Here is a 16,759-nt window from a genome sequence, read left to right on the forward strand (position 1 = left end):
CTGTGCATCCCCTGCCCGGATATGCCCACCTGGCAGTTCGGCCGAGAAACGAATCCCCCCGTGACAGCCGAATGATCCTGTGATCATCTGTTCGCTGCATCGACCGAAAGCGAACAATTCGGAGTCGGGGACCTGTGAGCGTTCACCGGCCGCGGCGGCCGATCCCAACACCTGCCCGAAGGGCAAGTTCTGCGGATGGTCGGGGACGAACAGGACCGGGACCAGGACGGTTCACAATGTTCGGCAGCCGCCGGAAATCAACGCCTCCGGCGGCTGTCGCGCTCGACGGACCGCATCGGCCTCTACTTGATGATGTAGAGCTGGTCCAGGACAGCGTTGCACTGGTTTCCGTCCTGGCAAGCGATCTGGATCGTGTTCGTGCCCTTGTTCAGGTTCACGTTTGACCAGGTGGTCTTCCAGCCCTTCTCCCAGTCGCCTTCGGGTGTGCCGCCACCGAAGTTCTTCATGCCAATCGGTCGCGGGTCCACCTTGTTGTTGACCACCAGGGTCGCGTCGGCGTCCACGCCCGGGATGCCGTAGCGCACGTACAGCCGGTAGGTGCCGGCCTTCTCAATGTTGTTGACCGTCCAGGTGACCGTCGCTCCAACGTGGTTGAAGCCCGTCACATAGGTACCGCCCTGGGCCTTCGCCCCTTTGATGTCCGACGCTTTCGTAACACCGGGCCCGAGCTGCAGAGCGCTCGCGTCCGTCTTCGGCAGCTCCCCCGGAGCCGCCGAGCTGCTGCCGGACGGGCTCGGCTTGCTGGTCTGGGACTGGGTCGGGGTGGCGCCCGCCTGGTTGCCGGACTTGTTGTCGTCCCCGTTGTCGTTGAGCATCGCGATGCTGATGCCGATGACCACGGCGGCGACCACGGCGATCGCGCCGATCAGCAGGCCCTTGGTGTTCGGGCCGCTGCGGGCGGGGGCCGGCGCGGGCTGGCGGCCCGTCGGGGCACCGCCGGGGAGCGTCTCCGGGGCCTGGTAGTGGGCGTTCGGCTGACCGTAGGCGGCCTGCTGCTGCGGGACACCGGGCTGCGCCTGCTGCCCGCCGTACGTGCGCTCACCGACCGAACGCACTCTGCTGACCGAGTTCGGGTAGCCGTACCCGCCGGACGGCGGCTGGGCCCCTCTGGCCTGACCGTCGGCGTACAGATAGCCGAACGGGTCGTCGTCCTCGGGTGTGCTCGGGCTGTTTTCGCCGGGCGTCATCCCTTGGTCTCCTCAGCAGGTGCGGGTGGATGCGGTACAGGTCTGGAATGGCGAGCCTACCCGCTCCGGCTGGCCCAAACGGGTGACTCGGACCGCATCAACTCACTGACCTGCGGATCATCCGGCGCGCCGGTGCTGTTTGGGACGAGATCGTTTCTCTACGTACATCCGCTCGTCGGCTGACTTCAACACTTCGTCCGCAGTCATACCGCAGTGTGCCCAGCCGATGCCGAAACTGGCGCCCACCCGGACGGCCCGTCCCTCCGCGCGGATGGGCTGGATGATCTCGTTGCGCAGGCGTACGGCGAGGTCCTGGGCGTCGGCCTTGCCGAGGCCGTTGGCGAGGATCACGAACTCGTCGCCGCCGAGGCGCGCCACGGTGTCGCCGTCGCGGACGCCTCGGGAGAGCCTGCGGGCGACCTCGATCAGGACCGCGTCGCCCGCGTTGTGCCCGAAGCGGTCGTTGATCGACTTGAAGCCGTCCAGGTCGCAGAAGAGGACCGCGAGACCCTTGGCGCCGTCGTCGCGGTCGTCCTCGGGGGCGACGGTGTGGACGTGGTGGTCGAAGCCGTCGTACGCCTCCGCGCCCGACGCGAAGTCGAAGCCGTGGCCGGCGGGGGCGTCGAAGGCGGGGTGGCCGTAAGCCGCGTCGAGGGACTCCAGGGCGCCGGCGTGGGTCGGGCGCTGACAGAGGCTCGCCGACAGCCGGGAGCGCAGCTCGGCGGAGTTCGGCAGGCCGGTGAGGGAGTCGTGGGAGGCGCGGTGGGCGAGCTGCAGCTCGCGGCGCTTGCGCTCCTCGATGTCCTCGACGTGGGTGAGCAGGAAGCGGGGGCCGTCGGCGGCGTCCGCGACGACCGAGTTGCGCAGCGACACCCACACGTACGAGCCGTCGCGGCGGCCGAGGCGCAGTTCCGCGCGGCCGCCCTCGGCAGAGGTCCTGAGCAGGGTGCCTATGTCCTCGGGGTGGACGAGGTCGGAGAAGGAGTAGCGGCGCATCGCGGAGGCGGGGCGGCCCAGCAGACGGCACAGGGCGTCGTTGGTGCGCAGGATCCGGCCGTGCTGGTCGCCGCCCATCTCGGCGATCGCCATGCCGGAGGGGGCGTACTCGAAGGCCTGCCTGAAGCTTTCCTCACTGGCTCGCAGCGCCTGCTGCTCCCGCTCCAGGCGGACCAGGGCGCGCTGCATGTTGGCACGTAGACGCGCGTTGCTGATCGCGATGGCGGCCTGGAAGGCGTACATCTGGAGGGCCTCGCGGCCCCAGGCGCCGGGGTGGCGGCCGTTGCGCGGCCGGTCGACGGATATGACGCCGAGCAGCTCACCGGAGGAGCCGCCCTGCACGCCGGGCGTGTACATCGGCGCGAAGAGCCGGTCGGAGGGGTGCCACTCGTCCTCGAAGCGGGGCGCGGGCCCGTCGGTGTACCACTGCGGGACGTCGTCGTCGTCCAGCACCCAGCCCTCGGTGTGCGGTATGAAAACCAGGTCGCCCCACTGCTCGCCCATGCTCAGCCGGCGCAGCCAGGAGTCGCGGGAGCCGACCCGGCCGGTGATCAGGGCCTCGGCGGCGGGGTTGCCGGAGAAGGCGGCGACGACGAGGTCGCCGTCGGGGCGTACGAGGTTGACGCACGCCATCTCGTACCCGAGGGCGTTCACCGCGCCGTCGGAGACGGTCTGCAGTGTGTCCGCCAGGCTGCGTGCCGTGTTCATGTCGGCCATGACCTGGTGCAGCTGCCGCAGGGACGCAAGACGGACATACGGCTCCGACTCGGTCTCCATGCTCGCCCTCCCCCCGAGACCTCGCAGCGAATCAAGGGTTGTGTTCGGCGCTTCTTTACCCCGGTGGTTCTTGTCGTGTTCTTAGCTTCCCGCCACTGAATCACAGCGCGCTGCCCACTCGGTACACAGGGTCAACAATTCCTGCCCCTTGTGACTCAAGTCACAGAAGAACGTGAACAATTGGGTGGAGTTTCTGCGTTTTCCCTGTGCGTTTACCGAACGCAGGCTTGGTGAGTGCGTTCACATCATGCACAGACCGCCGACCGCCCATGGTCCCCGGGTCCTAGGACCCGCTTCGGTCCAGGGCCCGATGCGGCGCGCACGGAGCGGAGATTAGCGTCTCCGGCGTGCTGAACACTCCCTCACTCACCGCCACAGCTCCTTCCGGGCATGCTGAGGGGGTGAGCAACGACGAGTTCCGGGCCGCGATGTCCCGGCTGGCCGCGGGCGTGGTCCTGGTGACCGCGCAGGAGCCGCCGCTGGACCCGGACGACCCGACCGCGCCGGGCGGCGAGGACGTCGGCATGACCGCAACGGCCTTCATGTCCGTCTCGCTGGACCCGCCGCTGGTGCTGGTCAGCCTGCGCACCGGCGCCCGCATGGACGACCTGCTCGACGAGCAGCCGCTGTGGGCGGTCTCGGTCCTCGCCGAGAGCCAGCGCCACGTCGCCGGCCGCTTCGCCATGAAGGGCCGGATCAGCGACCGTCTGCTCTTCGAGGACCTCCCCTACGCCCGCGGGGAGGTCTCCGGCGCCCCGCTGATGGGTGGCGCGCTGGCCACCCTGGAGTGCCGCACCGAGCAGCGGGTGACGGCCGGGGACCACACACTCGTCATCGGCCGGGTGCTGACCGCACAGGTGCCGAGCGCCGAGGGCGGCCCGCTGCTGCATTTCCGGGGCCGCTACCGGCAGTTGGGGTAATCGGGCGCCGCGGAATTCCTTGACGGTGCCGTGAACGCCCGACTTAATGTGCGCGGATGACCGCCCGTCCGGAAGAGAGATATCCCCCGGGAATCCCGAAGCCGGGATGTACGTCACCTGGCGTCCGGGAAGACGAGCGGCGACCGGACCGTCGGTGTGCCGGCCCCGGCACGGCCGGGGCGCGTCGCGACGGAGGGGCTAGGACCAGTCGCGGCCGGACCTGCCCCGCTTGGTGTCCGAGCGCTGCTTCTTCTCCCGCAGGCGACGCTCGTTGATGCCCCGCGGGATCCGGGTCGGCCGGCGCGGCTTGGGCGGTGGGGCCGTCGCCTCGGCGAGGAGGGCGGCGAGGCGTACGGCGGCGGTCTCGCGGTTGCGCCACTGGGAGCGGTGCTCGGAGGAGCGCACGACCACGACCCCGTCGACCAGTCGCCCGGCCAGCCGCTGCAGCGCCCGCTCCTTCCACACCTCGGGGAGCGCCTCGGTGGCCGCGAGGTCGAAGCGCAGCTCCACCTGCGAGTCGCTGGTGTTCACGTGCTGCCCGCCGGGCCCGGAGGATCTGGAGAAACGCCACGTCAGCTCGGCCTCGGGAAGCGAGACCGAGCCACGGATGAGGTAAGGCCCGGACATGCATCCCATGTTCCCGCCCCGGCCCGCCTCGCGTCATCCGGTTTTCGCCATGGGTAAAAAAGGTAAAGGGATCCGGAACCATAGGGACCCCCCTCGACGTTCTCCCCGGTGACGGTAGCTTCGTCGGCACAGAAACCTAAAAGGGAAGGGACTCCCAATCATGGCTGTAAGCCTGTCCAAGGGTGGCAACGTCTCGCTCACCAAGGAGGCTCCGGGCCTGACCGCCGTCACCGTGGGCCTCGGCTGGGACGTCCGCACCACCACCGGCACGGACTTCGACCTCGACGCCTCCGCCATCGCGGTGAACACGCAGGGCAAGGTCTACTCCGACGCCCACTTCGTGTTCTTCAACAACAAGCAGACCCCGGACAACTCCATCGTCCACACGGGTGACAACCGCACCGGCGAGGGCGCGGGCGACGACGAGGCGATCAACGTCAACCTCGCGGCCCTCCCGGCCGACGTCGAGAAGATCGTCTTCCCGGTCTCCATCTACGACGCCGAGAACCGCGGCCAGAACTTCGGCCAGGTCCGCAACGCCTACATCCGCATCGTCAACCAGGCCGGCGGCGCCGAGATCGCCCGCTACGACCTCTCCGAGGACGCCGCCACCGAGACGGCCATGATCTTCGGCGAGCTGTACCGCAACGGCGCGGAGTGGAAGTTCCGCGCGGTGGGCCAGGGCTACGCCTCGGGCCTGGTGGGCATCGCCCAGGACTTCGGCGTGAACGTCTGACGGACGCTGCGCTGTGCGGGGACCCCCGGCTTCGGCCGGGGGTCCCCGCATTCGGGGCCGTGCAGCGGCCCTAGCAGCCCGCCGGCCGGTAATACCCCAGCACGGCGGACAGTTGGGCGAACCACTCCCCCAGCCGCGCCCTCGGCTTCGCCTCGACGACGCACTCGTAGAACCGGCCGTCGGGGAGGACCACCGCCACCATCAGCGCCTTGCCGGACGGGCTCGCCTTGTAGTGGACGCTGCGGATCTCCTGCCAGGGGAAGTCGACGGACATGCCGTGGTCCTCGAAGGCCACACCCTGGGTGTCCACCACGATCGAGTTGTGGCGGTCGACCGCCATGAACTCCGGGCCACTGGCCTGCGGTGGGGGTGCGGTCGGGGTGTAGGCGTACTGGGGCGGCGGGGGACCGAAGCCCGGCTGAGCGGTGACTGGCGGAAGCGGTGGCGGTGGCTGCCCGCCGTAGGGGGGCTGGTTGCCGTACGGCGGTGGCTGGGTCGTCATCTTCTTCCGTCTCCCCGGACATGGTGTGGCTCCTGCGGAAATCTATCCAGCATCACGGTGACCCCAGAAACAGCCGGTCAGTGGATAGGGTCCCGTCATGCTCCTCGAACGGCTCTCGTCGACCGACGGCTCCCTCCCGGCTGAGCTGCTCACCGAGCTCACCGCCCTGTACGCCTCCAACCGCGAGTTCCACGCGCTCAGTGGCGACTTCCCCGACCCGGACGACGTACGGCCGGAGCAGGTGGCGGTCGCGCTGGCCGACGAGTTGGCGCATCCGGACGCCGAGGTGTTGCTCGCCCGCAGCGGGGGGCGGGTGGTCGGGATCGTGATCACGCTCGCGCGGCACCCCGACCCGGCCGACCCGGACCCGTGGATCGGGCTGCTGATGGTGGACGCGGCCGAGCAGGGCAAGGGGTACGGCCGGCGGGTCGCCGCGCTGGTCGAGGAGCGCTTCCGCGCCGCCGGGCGCCGGGCCGTCCGGCTCGCCGTCCTGGACAACAACCCCAAGGGCCTGGCCTTCTGGACCGCCCTCGGCTACGAGACCGTCGACCACCGTCCCGACCGCGCCCACGGCCGCCCCTGCGCCGTGCTGCGCAAGGTCCTGCGGACGCCCCGGCGGGCAGCCCGCGTCGCCGTGGTGGACCCCGAGGGCGCGGTGCTCCTCTTCCGCTACGACAACGTCGAGGTCGGCGTCCACTGGGCCCTGCCCGGCGGCGGCCTGGAGCCGGGCGAGGGGCCCGTCGAGGGTGCCCTGCGGGAGCTGGCCGAGGAGACCGGCTGGACCGACCTGAAGCCCGGCCCTCTCCTGTGCACCTGGGAGCACGACTTCACCCGCTTCGACATCCCCGTCCGCCAGCACGAGCACATCTATGTCACCCACGGCCCCCGCCGCGAACCGGCCGGCCCCGCCCTCGCCGCCGCGCACGCCGCCGACGGCATCCTCACCTGGCGCTGGTGGACCCGGCGGGAGCTGGCCGAGCAGGCGGAGCCGGTGTGGCCGCCGGACCTCGCGCGGCTGCTGGACGAGTGGGCGGGCCGAGCGGGCGGGGTGTGACGTTCGGGGCGTCAAGTTCGCTTGATCAAGGGGAAGTTGGGCGCGTTCAGTACGTCCGGATAACGGATTCCGTGGCACGGCTTTCGGATACGAACACGTAAAGTCTTGTCGGCACTCTGTCAAACAGGCCGTTCCCGGTGTCACTCTCTCCTCGCCGCCGCACCTGTGCATCCCCTGTGTCCTGCCTGCGTCTCCAACCCCACGGAGACCAGCCTGAAGGAGATCGAGTGAGTCAGCAGCCCCACGCTCCCCACACCTCCCGCAAGACCGCCGTGCGCGCCGCCGCCCTGGTCGGCTCGGCCGCGATGGTCGTCCTCGCGCTGCAGAACGGCGCCGCCACCGCCGCCCCCGAGCACACCCCCGGTGCCCTCGCGGCCCCGCTCAGCACCTCCGCCCGCGCCGCGGCCCTGAAGTCCGCACAGGACCACGCCGGTTCGGCGGCCCGTGCCCTCGGGCTCGGCAGCAAGGAGAAGCTGGTCGTCCGCGATGTGATCAAGGACCGGGACGGCATGGTCCACACCCGCTACGAGCGCACCTACGCGGGCCTGCCCGTCCTCGGCGGCGACCTGGTCACCCACGTGGCGAAGAACGGCGACCTCAAGGGCGTCAACAAGGCGACCAGCGCCCGGATATCCGTGCCGACCACCGCCGCGGCCGTCTCCCCCACGAACGCCAAGAAGAGCGCCCTGAAGGCCGCGAGCGGCACCAAGGCCACCGCCTCGACCTCCCGCAAGGTCGTCTGGGCGGCCGGCGCCAAGCCGGTCCTCGCCTACGAGTCCGTCGTCAAGGGCGTCCAGAAGGACGGCACCCCGAGCGAGCTGCACGTCATCACCGACGCCACCACCGGCAAGCAGCTCTACTCCTACCAGGCCATCGACACCGACACCGGCACGGGCAACAGCCGGTACAGCGGCACCGTCAGCCTCACCACCACCGCCTCCTCCACCGGCGGCTGGGACCTGAACGACGGCGCGCGCGGCGGCCACAAGACGTACGACCTGAACGGCGGCACCTCCGGCACCGGCACCCTCTTCCACGACGCCGACGACACCTGGGGCGACGGCACCAACGCCAACCGCCAGACCGCTGCCGCCGACGCCGCCTACGGCGCCGCCGTCACCTGGGACTTCTACAAGTCCGCGTTCAACCGCAACGGCATCGCGGGCGACGGCAAGGCCGCCTACTCCCGCGTCCACTACGGCAACGCCTACGTCAACGCCTTCTGGGACGACAGCTGCTTCTGCATGACGTACGGCGACGGCTCGGGCAACAACGACCCGCTGACCTCGCTCGACGTGGCCGGCCACGAGATGAGCCACGGTCTGACCGCGGCCACCGCGAAGCTCAACTACCGCGGTGAGTCCGGCGGCCTGAACGAGGCCACCTCGGACATCTTCGGCACCTCGGTGGAGTTCTTCGCGAACAACGCCTCGGACCCCGGTGACTACCTCATCGGCGAGAAGATCGACATCAACGGCAACGGCACCCCGCTGCGCTACATGGACAAGCCCAGCAAGGACGGCGGCTCCGCCGACTACTGGTCGAAGTCGGTCGGCCGCCTCGACGTGCACTACTCGTCGGGCGTCGCCAACCACTTCTTCTACCTGCTGAGCGAGGGCAGCGGCGCGAAGACGATCAACGGGGTCTCCTACAACTCCCCGACCATCGACGGCTCCACGGTCACCGGCATCGGCCGGGCCAAGGCCGACCAGATCTGGTACAAGGCCCTGACCACGTACTTCACGTCGACGACCAACTACGCGGGCGCCCGCACCGGCACCCTGCAGGCCGCGGCGGACCTGTACGGCTCGGGCAGCGCGGAGTACAACGCGGTGGCGGCGGCCTGGAAGGCGGTCAACGTCAAGTAGCCGCACGCGCACGACAGTACGCAGGCCGGGCCGCCCGTCACGGGTGGTCCGGCTTGCCTTCGCCGTACAGCCAGTCCTTCCAGATCTCACGGAAGTCCTTGTCCGGGGCCTTCTCCTCCACGTACGCGGTGAAGTCGGCCGTGTCGGCGGTGCCGTGGCGGTGGGCGGCGGCCCAACCCTGGATCATGTCGTAGAAGGTGTCGTCGCCGACCTTCTGGCGGATCTTCTGCAGGACCATCGCGCCGCGCTCGTAGACCGGGCTGTCGGAGATGTGCGCGGCGCTGGAGGGCTTGGCCGGCGGGAAGGCCCAGATCTCCTCGTGGTCGCCCTCGTACAGGTCGGTGAAGGTCTGCTGGGCGCTCTTGCCGCCGAAATCCTCCTTGTAGAGCCACTCGGCGTACGTCGCGAAGCCCTCGTTGAGCCACATGTCCCGCCAGCTCTTCGGGGTGACCGAGTCGCCGTACCACTGGTGGGCGAGTTCGTGCACCAGCGTGCTGGTGTCGAGCTGGTCGGCGGGGAAGACGGGCCGGGTCTGGGTCTCCAGGGCGTAGCCCGCGTCGCCCGGGCGGTCGACGATCGCGCCGGTGGAGGAGAACGGGTACGGCCCGAAGTTGGTCTCCTCCCAGTCGATGATCTCGGGGATCTTCGCGAGCACCTTCGCGCTGTGCTCGGCCTGGGTGGGGTCGACCGCGGTGAGGACGGGCAGGCCGTGCGGGCCCGTGGTGCGGGTGATGTCGTAGTGCCCGATGGCGACGGTGGCGAGGTAGGTGGCCATGGGCTGGGCGCAGTGCCAGGCGAACGTGGTCCGGCCGCCCTTGGTGCGCCGGCCGGTCAGCTCTCCGTTGGAGACGGCCTGGAGGCCCTTCGGGACGGCGACCGTGATGTCGTACGTCGCCTTGTCCGAGGGGTGGTTGTTGCCGGGGAACCAGGCCATGGCTCCGACGGGCTCGCCGAGGGCGAGCGCGCCGTCGGCGGTGCGCAGCCAGCCCTCCTCGGAGCCGTCGGGGTCGGTGAGGGTCTTCGGCCTGCCCGCGTAGCGGACGGTGGTGCTGAACGTCTCGCCCTTGTCGAGGTCGTCGTGGGGCCGGATCGTGAGTTCCTGGCCGGCGCGGTTCCAGCGGGCGCGCCTGCCCTCGACGGTCACCGAGTCGACGTCCAGTCCGGCGAGGTCGAGGTCGAAGGCGGACAGGTCCTTCGTGGCACGAGCGGTGATGACCGCCTTGCCGGTGAGGTGGCGGGTGCCGGGGGTGTAGTCGAGGGTGAGGGCGTAGTGGGTGACGTCGTAGCCCCCGTTGCCCGCCTTCGGGAAGTACGGATCGCGCAGGCCGGAGCCCCCTGGGGTGCCGTGGACCCCGCCGTCGCACGCGGTGCCGGTGAGGGCGAGAGCGAGCAGGGCAGCGACCGCCGGGACAAGGCGCGCGGATCTGGACATGTCAGTGATCTTAGGTGGGCGTGACACACGGGAGCAGGGGTGCGACGGCGGGCGTGACACCATCTCTTCCGTGCTCGACATCGGCTACGCCCTCTCCAACCGCTTCCCGGATCCGCCGCAGACCGACTACCGCCGCGCGGACGTCCACACACTGCGGCACGACCTGTTCTGCGGGGACGTCTATCTCGCGGACACCAAGTCGGACCGGGAGCTGTCCACAGCCTGGGGATGGGTGCCGGTGCTGGACTTCGCGTGGGCGCTGTGCGACATCGTGGAGCAGCTGGACCGGGACCCCATGGGCTCCCGCGCCTCCCGGCCGCAGCACGCGGAGCTGGACTTCACCGAGTCCACCGACCGCATGCTGTTCGAGCGCCGCTTCGGCTGGGTGGACGTCGAGGCCGACTGGATGCCGGCCGAGGAGCCCCCGCTCACCTTCTCCCACGCCGAACTCCGCCGCGAGGCACGGGACTTCCTGCACGACCTCCTCGCCGACCTGACCGACCTGCACGAGGACCTGGCGGAGAACCCGGCGATCTGGACGCTCCAGGCACGGTTCCCCCGCCTGCCCTGAGCGCTCAGCCCTCCACCCGGATCCCCAGCTCCCCCGCCAGCACCGGCGCCAGGTCGAGCAGCTGCCCGGTGCTGATCACCGCCCCCGACAGCCGGTCCAGGCCCCGGACGATCTCCAGCGGAGCGGCCCCGCGCAGGTCCACGTCCTTCAGGGTCGCACCGCTGAAGTCGGCCTCCTTCAGGGCGCAGTCGAGGAACTCGACCCGCTCCAGGCGGGCGCCCGCGAAGTCCGGCTCGACCAGGACGCAGGAGTCGAAGACCACATCCTTGAGGCGGGCCTCGCGCAGGTTGAGGTAGTCGATCTTGCCGCCCCGGATCACGACCCGCTCCAGGACGGCGCCGTGGAGCTGGGTGCCGCCGAGGCGGGGGTCGATCAGTTCGACGTCGCGGAGCGTGGACTCGGCGAGGTGGGTGCCGACGCCCCGCAGGCCGGTGAGGACGGAGTCCAGGAAACGGGCCCGGCCCAGTGCCGTCTCGTCCACCGCGCAGCCCGTCAGCGCGCAGTCCAGGAAGCGGGCGCCCGCGCCGTCCTGCCGGGCCAGGTCCGCCTCCCGGAACTCCAGCCCGTCGTAGTCTCCGTCCGGCGCCAACTCCCCGTCCGTCCAGGGCTCCAGGGGCGGCAGGCGCAGCTCCGGCCGCCGCGCGCCCTTGATCCCCGCCTCGTTCGTGCCCGTCGCTCTCCTCGCCATGGCCCCATGCTGCACCCCGCCACTGACAATCCGCCTGAGCTGCGGACATCGGATCCGCGCCGGGCCGATGTCACATTTCGGGGTCCTGTTCGGTCGTATGCACGGAAGGTGAACCGACCCGAGGGAGAGCGCACCCCATGCATCGCATCACCGTCGTCGGCGGCGGCTTCGCCGGGCTCACCGCCGCCATCACCGCCGCCGAGGCAGGCGCCGAGGTCACCGTGTACGAGGCCCACCACACCCTGGGCGGCCGGGCGCGCACCGCCGAGGCGCCGTACCGGACGAACGAGGGCCCGCACGCCCTCTACAACGGCGGCCCGCACTGGACCTGGCTCAAGCAGCGGGGCCTGATCGGGCCGCTCGCCCCGCTCCCGCCCCTGGAGGCGGCCCGGCTGCGGCTGCGTCACCACGGCGTCCTGCGCCGCACCCCGCCCTTCGCCCTGCTCAAACTGCTGCGCCCCAGCGTCCGCCAGGCCCCCGTCGACACCGACTTCCTCAGCTGGGCGACCGGCATCGCCGGTGAGGAGGGCGCCCGGGCCGCGGCGAACTACTCCGCCGTCGCCCTCTTCCACCACGACCCGGGCGCCCTGTCCGCCGCCTTCGTGCAGGAGCGGCTGCGCCGGGCCACCAAGCTGCCGCCGGAGGCGCACTATCCACGCGGCGGCTGGGCGAGCCTCATCGACCGGATGGCCGCGCGGGCCTGGAATCTCGGCGTGCGGATCGAGACGCTGTCCCGCGTCGACACCCTGCCGACCGACACCCCCGTGGTCGTCGCCACCTCCCTGGCCGCCGCCCGGCGGCTGCTCGGCGACGACTCGCTGACCTGGCCCGGCGGCCGTACCGTCCTGCTCGACCTCGCCCTGCGCACCCGGCGCGGGGACGCCTTCGCCGTCTCCGACCTGGACGCGCCCGGCTGGATCGAGCGGTTCACCGCGCAGGACCGGACCCTCGCCCCGGCCGGCGAACAGCTGCTCCAGGGGCAGATCCCGATCGGGCCCGGCGAGGCACGCGGCGACGGCCTCGCCCGGGCCGAGGAACTGCTCGACCTGGCCTTCGAAGGGTGGCGGGAGCGGGTCACCTGGCGCCGGGAGTCCGTGGCGGAGGGGCGTACGGGAGCCGTGGACCTGCCGGGGACCAGCTGGCGGGACCGGCCCTGCGTGGACCGCGGCGACGGCGTCTACCTGGCCGGCGACCAGGTGGCGGCGCCGGGGGTGCTGTCGGAGGTGTCCTTCAACAGCGCGGTCACCGCGGTGTCACTGATCCTCGGCCGGGCCGTCCTTGACCTCAAGCATGCTTGAGGTCGAAGAGTGGCCTCCGGAGACGGAGACACGATCACTGGGGGGTCCCATGCACGCCGTGCGCCTGTACGCCTTCGGGCCGGCCGAGAACCTGACCCACGAGGAGGCCGCGGACCCGGTCCCGGGGCCGGGCGAGGTGCGGATCGCCGTGGCGGCAGCGGGGGTGCACCTTCTCGACACGGCCCTGCGCGAGGGCCGGCAGGGCCCGCTGCCCGAACCGCCCACGCTGCCGACCGTCCCCGGCCGTGAGGTCGCGGGCGTCGTGGACGCCGTCGGCGACGGCGTGGAGGAGGCGTGGCTCGGCCGGCGGGCGGTCGCCCACCTGGGCTTCGCGCCCGGAGGGTACGCCGAACTCGCCGTCACCGCCGCCGAACGCCTGCACGAGATCCCGGAAGGACTGGGCTTCGCCGAGGCCGTCGCCATGATCGGGACGGGGCGTACGGCGCTGGGGATCGCGCAGTTCGCCGAGCCGGGTCCGGACGACGTGGTCGTCGTACCGGCGGCCGCGGGCGGCATCGGCACCCTGCTCGTGCAGTACGCCAAGAACGCCGGAGCGACGGTGATCGGCCTCGCGGGCGGGCCGGAGAAGACCGCCCGCGTGCGAGCCGACGGCGCCGATCTCGCCGTCGACTACAACGACTCCGCCTGGCCGGCCAAGGTCCGCGCCCACCTCGGTGGGCGATCCGCCACGATCGTCTACGACGGCGTCGGCGGTGCCGTCGCCCGGGAGGCCGTGGCGCTGCTCGGGCCCGGCGGCCGGCATCTCGTCTTCGGCTGGTCGGCGGAGGGCATCGGGGAGGGCGCCCGGGGCCACTTCGTCGACGGCCTCTCCGAGTCGGTCCTCGGCCCGGCGATGCTGCAGAGGGCCGGCGGTCTGCGCGCCCTCGAACTGCGCGCCCTCACCGAAGCCGGCCGGGGCCGCCTGCGCCCGGCCGTCACCCGTTTCCCCCTCTCCGAGGCGGCCGCGGCACACCGGGCGCTGGAGAACCGCGGCACGATCGGAAAGGTGGTGCTGGAGCCATGAGGCACAAGCACGGCAGGACCCCGCACGCGGATGCGATACGCCCTGATTCGTGGTCTGCTGACGAGATGAGTACCGGCCGAACGGGTGACGCCCCGCCGGCGACGGCCGGAGCCGCGGAAGTCGATCCCCACCGCTGGTGGGGCCTGGTCGTCATCGCTCTGGCCCAGCTGATGGTGGTGCTGGACGCGACGATCGTGAACATCGCCCTGCCCTCGGCGCAGCACGACCTGGGCATGTCCGACGGCAACCGGCAGTGGGTCATCACCGCCTACACCCTGTCCTTCGGCGGACTCCTGCTGCTCGGCGGCCGGATCGCCGACCTCGTCGGCCGCAAACGGACCTTCGTCATCGGGCTCGTCGGCTTCGCGGCCGCCTCCGCGCTGGGCGGTGCGGCCACCGGTCCCGGCATGCTCTTCGGCGCCCGCGCCCTGCAGGGCGTCTTCGCCGCCGTCCTCGCGCCCTCCGCGCTGAGCCTGCTGACCACGACCTTCACCGACCCGCGCGAACGCGGCAAGGCCTTCGGCATCTACGGCGCCCTGGCCGGCAGCGGCTCGGCGATCGGGTTCATCGTCGGCGGTCTGCTCACCGAGTACCTGAACTGGCGCTGGTGTCTGTACGTCAACGTACCCATCGCCGTCGCCGCGGTTTTCGGCGCCTTCGCCCTGCTGCACGACCGCCCCGGCCGCACCGACGCCCGCCTCGACGTACCCGGCGTCCTGCTCGGCTGCGGCGGACTCGTCGCGATCGTCTACGGCTTCAGCGAGGCCGAGCCGCGCGGCTGGACCGACCCGCTGGTGCTCGGCCTGTTCGCGGGCGGTGTCGTCCTGCTCATCGCGTTCGTCCGGTGGCAGAACCGCGCCCCGAGCCCGCTGCTGCCGCTGCACATCGTCAAGGACCGCAACCGCGCGGGCTGTTTCCTGACCATGTTGCTCGCGGTGATCGGCATGTTCGGGCTGTTCCTGTTCATGACCTACTACCTGCAGGTCATCCTCGGCTACTCGCCGATGAAGGCGGGCCTGGCCTTCCTCCCGCTGACCGCGGCGGTCATCACCGGCTCGACCCAGATATCGGCCCGCCTGCTGCACCGGGTGGCCCCGCGCGTGCTCATGGTGCCCGGCACGCTCCTCGCCGCCTCCGGCCTGCTCCTGCTGACCCGGATGACCGTCTCCTCCTCCTACACCACCGAGATCCTGCCCTCGCTGCTCCTGATGGGCCTCGGCATGGGCCTGACCTTCATGCCGGTGTTCGCCACCGCCACGGCCGGCGTCCCCGCGCGCGACTCCGGCGTCACCTCCGCCACCGTCAACACCGCCCAGCAGGTGGGCGGCTCGATCGGTACGGCCCTGCTCAACACCATCGCCACCACCAGCAGCACCGCCTACATCGCGGCCCACCTGCACAACCCGGCCGACAAGGCCACCGTGGTCCCCGAGGGCGTGGTGCACGGCTACACGGTCGCCATCTGGTGGGCCGCCGGCATCATGCTCGTCGCCGGCCTGGTAGCGGGTCTGATGGTCACGGCCAGGGCACCCGGGCACGGCGCACGGGCCGGGGCGCGGGTGGCGGAGTCGGCGGTCTGACCCGCCGCGCCTCGCGCCGGGCCCGGTGACCCGTGATGCCTCAGTGGCGCCCCGCCACCCGGTCCGCGATCCGGGCCAGGCGGGAGGACTCCGTGCCCGGGTGGAGGAGTTCACGCCGGTCGGCCGCGCGGTAGGTGGCGTACATGCCCTGGACACCGAGCCAGCGGAAGGGTTCCGGCTCCCACTTGCGGACCTTGTGGTTCACCCAGGGCAGGTCGGTCAGCTCGGTGCGGCCGGCCTGGCCGGAGTCCTGCTGGACGAGGTCGCGCAGGGTTCGGGCGGCGAGGTTGGTGGTGGCCACGCCCGAGCCGACGTAGCCGCCCGCCCAGCCGAGGCCGGTGGCCCGGTCGAGGGTGACCGTGGCGCACCAGTCGCGCGGGACACCGAGGACACCGGACCACGCGTACTCGACGCGCACGCCCGCGAGGGCGGGGAAGAAGCGGGTCAGGATCTCCCGCAGGGCCTCGATCGTCTCCGGCTGGGTGCGGCCGTCGTTGTCGGTGCGCGAGCCGAAGCGGTACGGCACCCCGCGCCCGCCGAGCGCAATCCGCCCGTCGGCCGTGCGCTGCGCGTACATGTAGGCGTGCGCCATGTCGCCCAGCGTCTCCCGGCCGTCCCAGCCGACGGCCGCCCACTGCTCGTCGGTGAGCGGCTCGGTGGCGATCATCGAGGAGTTCATCGGCAGCCAGGTGCGCCGCTGGCCCTTCAGGGAGGCGGTGAAGCCCTCCGTGCAGCGCAGGATGTAGGGGGCGCGGACCGTGCCGTAGGGGGTCACGGCGTGCTTGGGGCGGATCTCGGTGACCGGGGTCGACTCGTGGATGGTGACGCCGAGCGCCTCCACGGCCGCCGCGAGGCCCTTCACCAGCTTCACGGGGTGCAGCCGGGCCCCGTGCGGGGTCCAGGTCGAGCCGACCGCGCCGGCCACCCTGATCCGCTCGGCGGTCTGCCGGGCGCCGTACAGCTCGCGGTCCTTCTCGCCGTACGACAGCTCGTGCTCGTGGAACGCCTTCAGCCGGGCCAACTGGGCGGGCGTGGTCGCCACTTCCAGCACCCCGCCGCGGTGCACGTCGGCGTCGATGCCCTCGGCCTCGGCGACCGCGACGACCTCGGCCACGGTGTCGTTCATCGCCTTCTGCAGCCGTACGGCGGCCTCGTGGCCGTGCAGCTTCGCGTACCGGTCGCGGCCCGCGATGCCGTTGTACAGCCAGCCGCCGTTGCGGCCGGAGGCGCCGTAGCCGCAGAACTTCTGCTCCAGGACGGTGATCCGGAGGAAGGGAGCGGCCTGCTTCAGGTAGTACGCGGTCCACAGCCCCGTGTACCCGCCGCCCACGATCACCACGTCGGCGGACGCGTCCCCGGGCAGCGGCTCCCGCACCGCCGGAAGACCGTCGTCCGCGTACCAGAAGGAGATGCCGCCGTTGACGACACTGCTTGCCGTGCTGTTCATGCGCGGACGTTAACCGTTCCTGGAGACTGAG

General features: G+C 71.3%; 16 protein-coding genes. 9 read left to right on the plus strand and 7 right to left on the minus strand.

Translation table 11 applies throughout. From position 1 onward, the window contains the following. Positions 1-79 precede the first annotated feature (79 nt). Complete coding sequence (locus tag ACIF83_RS18085) at positions 80-310, plus strand: peptidase inhibitor family I36 protein (RefSeq protein ID WP_393472480.1); 231 nt, start codon at positions 80-82, stop codon at positions 308-310. Here the strand turns inward: ACIF83_RS18085 and ACIF83_RS18090 are convergent. Continuing rightward, a complete protein-coding gene (locus tag ACIF83_RS18090; protein ID WP_399727846.1) occupies positions 303-1,208 on the minus strand; it encodes a carbohydrate-binding protein in 906 nt (301 codons plus the stop codon). The two genes, ACIF83_RS18085 and ACIF83_RS18090, sit on opposite strands and share 8 nt — an antisense overlap. A gap of 117 nt (positions 1,209-1,325) precedes the next feature. Continuing rightward, positions 1,326-2,981, minus strand: a complete 1,656-nt coding sequence (cdgB, locus tag ACIF83_RS18095) for a diguanylate cyclase CdgB (protein WP_393472484.1) — start codon at positions 2,979-2,981, stop codon at positions 1,326-1,328. Positions 2,982-3,328: 347 nt separating this feature from the next. On the opposite strand from cdgB, the gene ACIF83_RS18100 reads away from it, so the two are divergent. Continuing rightward, positions 3,329-3,901 carry a flavin reductase family protein gene (locus ACIF83_RS18100; protein WP_393472487.1) on the plus strand — a complete coding sequence of 191 codons (573 nt, stop codon included), beginning with the start codon at positions 3,329-3,331 and terminating at the stop codon, positions 3,899-3,901. Positions 3,902-4,099: 198 nt separating this feature from the next. On the opposite strand, the gene arfB is transcribed toward ACIF83_RS18100, so the two are convergent. Next, complete coding sequence (gene arfB, locus ACIF83_RS18105) at positions 4,100-4,537, minus strand: alternative ribosome rescue aminoacyl-tRNA hydrolase ArfB (RefSeq protein WP_389176606.1); 438 nt, start codon at positions 4,535-4,537, stop codon at positions 4,100-4,102. 151 nt (positions 4,538-4,688) lie between these two features. On the opposite strand from arfB, the gene ACIF83_RS18110 reads away from it, so the two are divergent. Next, positions 4,689-5,264, plus strand: coding sequence for a TerD family protein (locus tag ACIF83_RS18110; RefSeq protein WP_225824582.1), 576 nt, complete (start codon positions 4,689-4,691; stop codon positions 5,262-5,264). Positions 5,265-5,334: 70 nt separating this feature from the next. On the opposite strand, the gene ACIF83_RS18115 is transcribed toward ACIF83_RS18110, so the two are convergent. Continuing rightward, the gene (locus tag ACIF83_RS18115) at positions 5,335-5,766 is read right to left on the minus strand and encodes a hypothetical protein (RefSeq protein WP_399727851.1); all 432 of its coding nucleotides are present in this window, start codon (positions 5,764-5,766) and stop codon (positions 5,335-5,337) included. 97 nt (positions 5,767-5,863) lie between these two features. On the opposite strand from ACIF83_RS18115, the gene ACIF83_RS18120 reads away from it, so the two are divergent. Further along, positions 5,864-6,820 carry a GNAT family N-acetyltransferase gene (locus ACIF83_RS18120; RefSeq protein WP_399727854.1) on the plus strand — a complete coding sequence of 319 codons (957 nt, stop codon included), beginning with the start codon at positions 5,864-5,866 and terminating at the stop codon, positions 6,818-6,820. 305 nt (positions 6,821-7,125) lie between these two features. Next, complete coding sequence (locus ACIF83_RS18125; protein WP_399727981.1) at positions 7,126-8,688, plus strand: M4 family metallopeptidase; 1,563 nt, start codon at positions 7,126-7,128, stop codon at positions 8,686-8,688. A gap of 37 nt (positions 8,689-8,725) precedes the next feature. Here ACIF83_RS18125 and ACIF83_RS18130 read toward each other — a convergent pair whose 3' ends face one another. Continuing rightward, the gene (locus ACIF83_RS18130) at positions 8,726-10,120 is read right to left on the minus strand and encodes a M1 family metallopeptidase (RefSeq protein ID WP_399727857.1); all 1,395 of its coding nucleotides are present in this window, start codon (positions 10,118-10,120) and stop codon (positions 8,726-8,728) included. Between the two features lie 70 nt (positions 10,121-10,190). Between ACIF83_RS18130 and ACIF83_RS18135 the strand changes: the two genes are divergently transcribed. Then, positions 10,191-10,691 carry a hypothetical protein gene (locus tag ACIF83_RS18135; RefSeq protein ID WP_393472518.1) on the plus strand — a complete coding sequence of 167 codons (501 nt, stop codon included), beginning with the start codon at positions 10,191-10,193 and terminating at the stop codon, positions 10,689-10,691. Between the two features lie 4 nt (positions 10,692-10,695). Here the strand turns inward: ACIF83_RS18135 and ACIF83_RS18140 are convergent, their stop codons facing one another. Next, a complete protein-coding gene (locus ACIF83_RS18140) occupies positions 10,696-11,379 on the minus strand; it encodes a pentapeptide repeat-containing protein (RefSeq protein WP_393472520.1) in 684 nt (227 codons plus the stop codon). Positions 11,380-11,516: 137 nt separating this feature from the next. Here ACIF83_RS18140 and ACIF83_RS18145 point away from each other — a divergent pair, with 137 nt between their 5' ends. The 3 genes from ACIF83_RS18145 to ACIF83_RS18155 all read left to right on the plus strand — a co-directional run bounded on the left by ACIF83_RS18145 (position 11,517) and on the right by ACIF83_RS18155 (position 15,281). Beyond that, positions 11,517-12,677: an NAD(P)-binding protein gene (locus ACIF83_RS18145; RefSeq protein ID WP_393472523.1), complete on the plus strand. Its 1,161-nt coding sequence runs from the start codon at positions 11,517-11,519 to the stop codon at positions 12,675-12,677. Between the two features lie 49 nt (positions 12,678-12,726). Continuing rightward, positions 12,727-13,701, plus strand: coding sequence for a zinc-binding dehydrogenase (locus ACIF83_RS18150; RefSeq protein ID WP_398139113.1), 975 nt, complete (start codon positions 12,727-12,729; stop codon positions 13,699-13,701). Positions 13,702-13,766: 65 nt separating this feature from the next. Beyond that, positions 13,767-15,281, plus strand: a complete 1,515-nt coding sequence (locus tag ACIF83_RS18155; RefSeq protein ID WP_399727862.1) for an MFS transporter — start codon at positions 13,767-13,769, stop codon at positions 15,279-15,281. Between the two features lie 40 nt (positions 15,282-15,321). On the opposite strand, the gene ACIF83_RS18160 is transcribed toward ACIF83_RS18155, so the two are convergent. Next, the gene (locus ACIF83_RS18160; RefSeq protein ID WP_393472530.1) at positions 15,322-16,728 is read right to left on the minus strand and encodes an NAD(P)/FAD-dependent oxidoreductase; all 1,407 of its coding nucleotides are present in this window, start codon (positions 16,726-16,728) and stop codon (positions 15,322-15,324) included. Positions 16,729-16,759 lie beyond the last annotated feature (31 nt).

This window comes from Streptomyces sp. NPDC085866 (assembly GCF_044541035.1).
Taxonomy (GTDB): Bacteria; Actinomycetota; Actinomycetes; order Streptomycetales; family Streptomycetaceae; genus Streptomyces.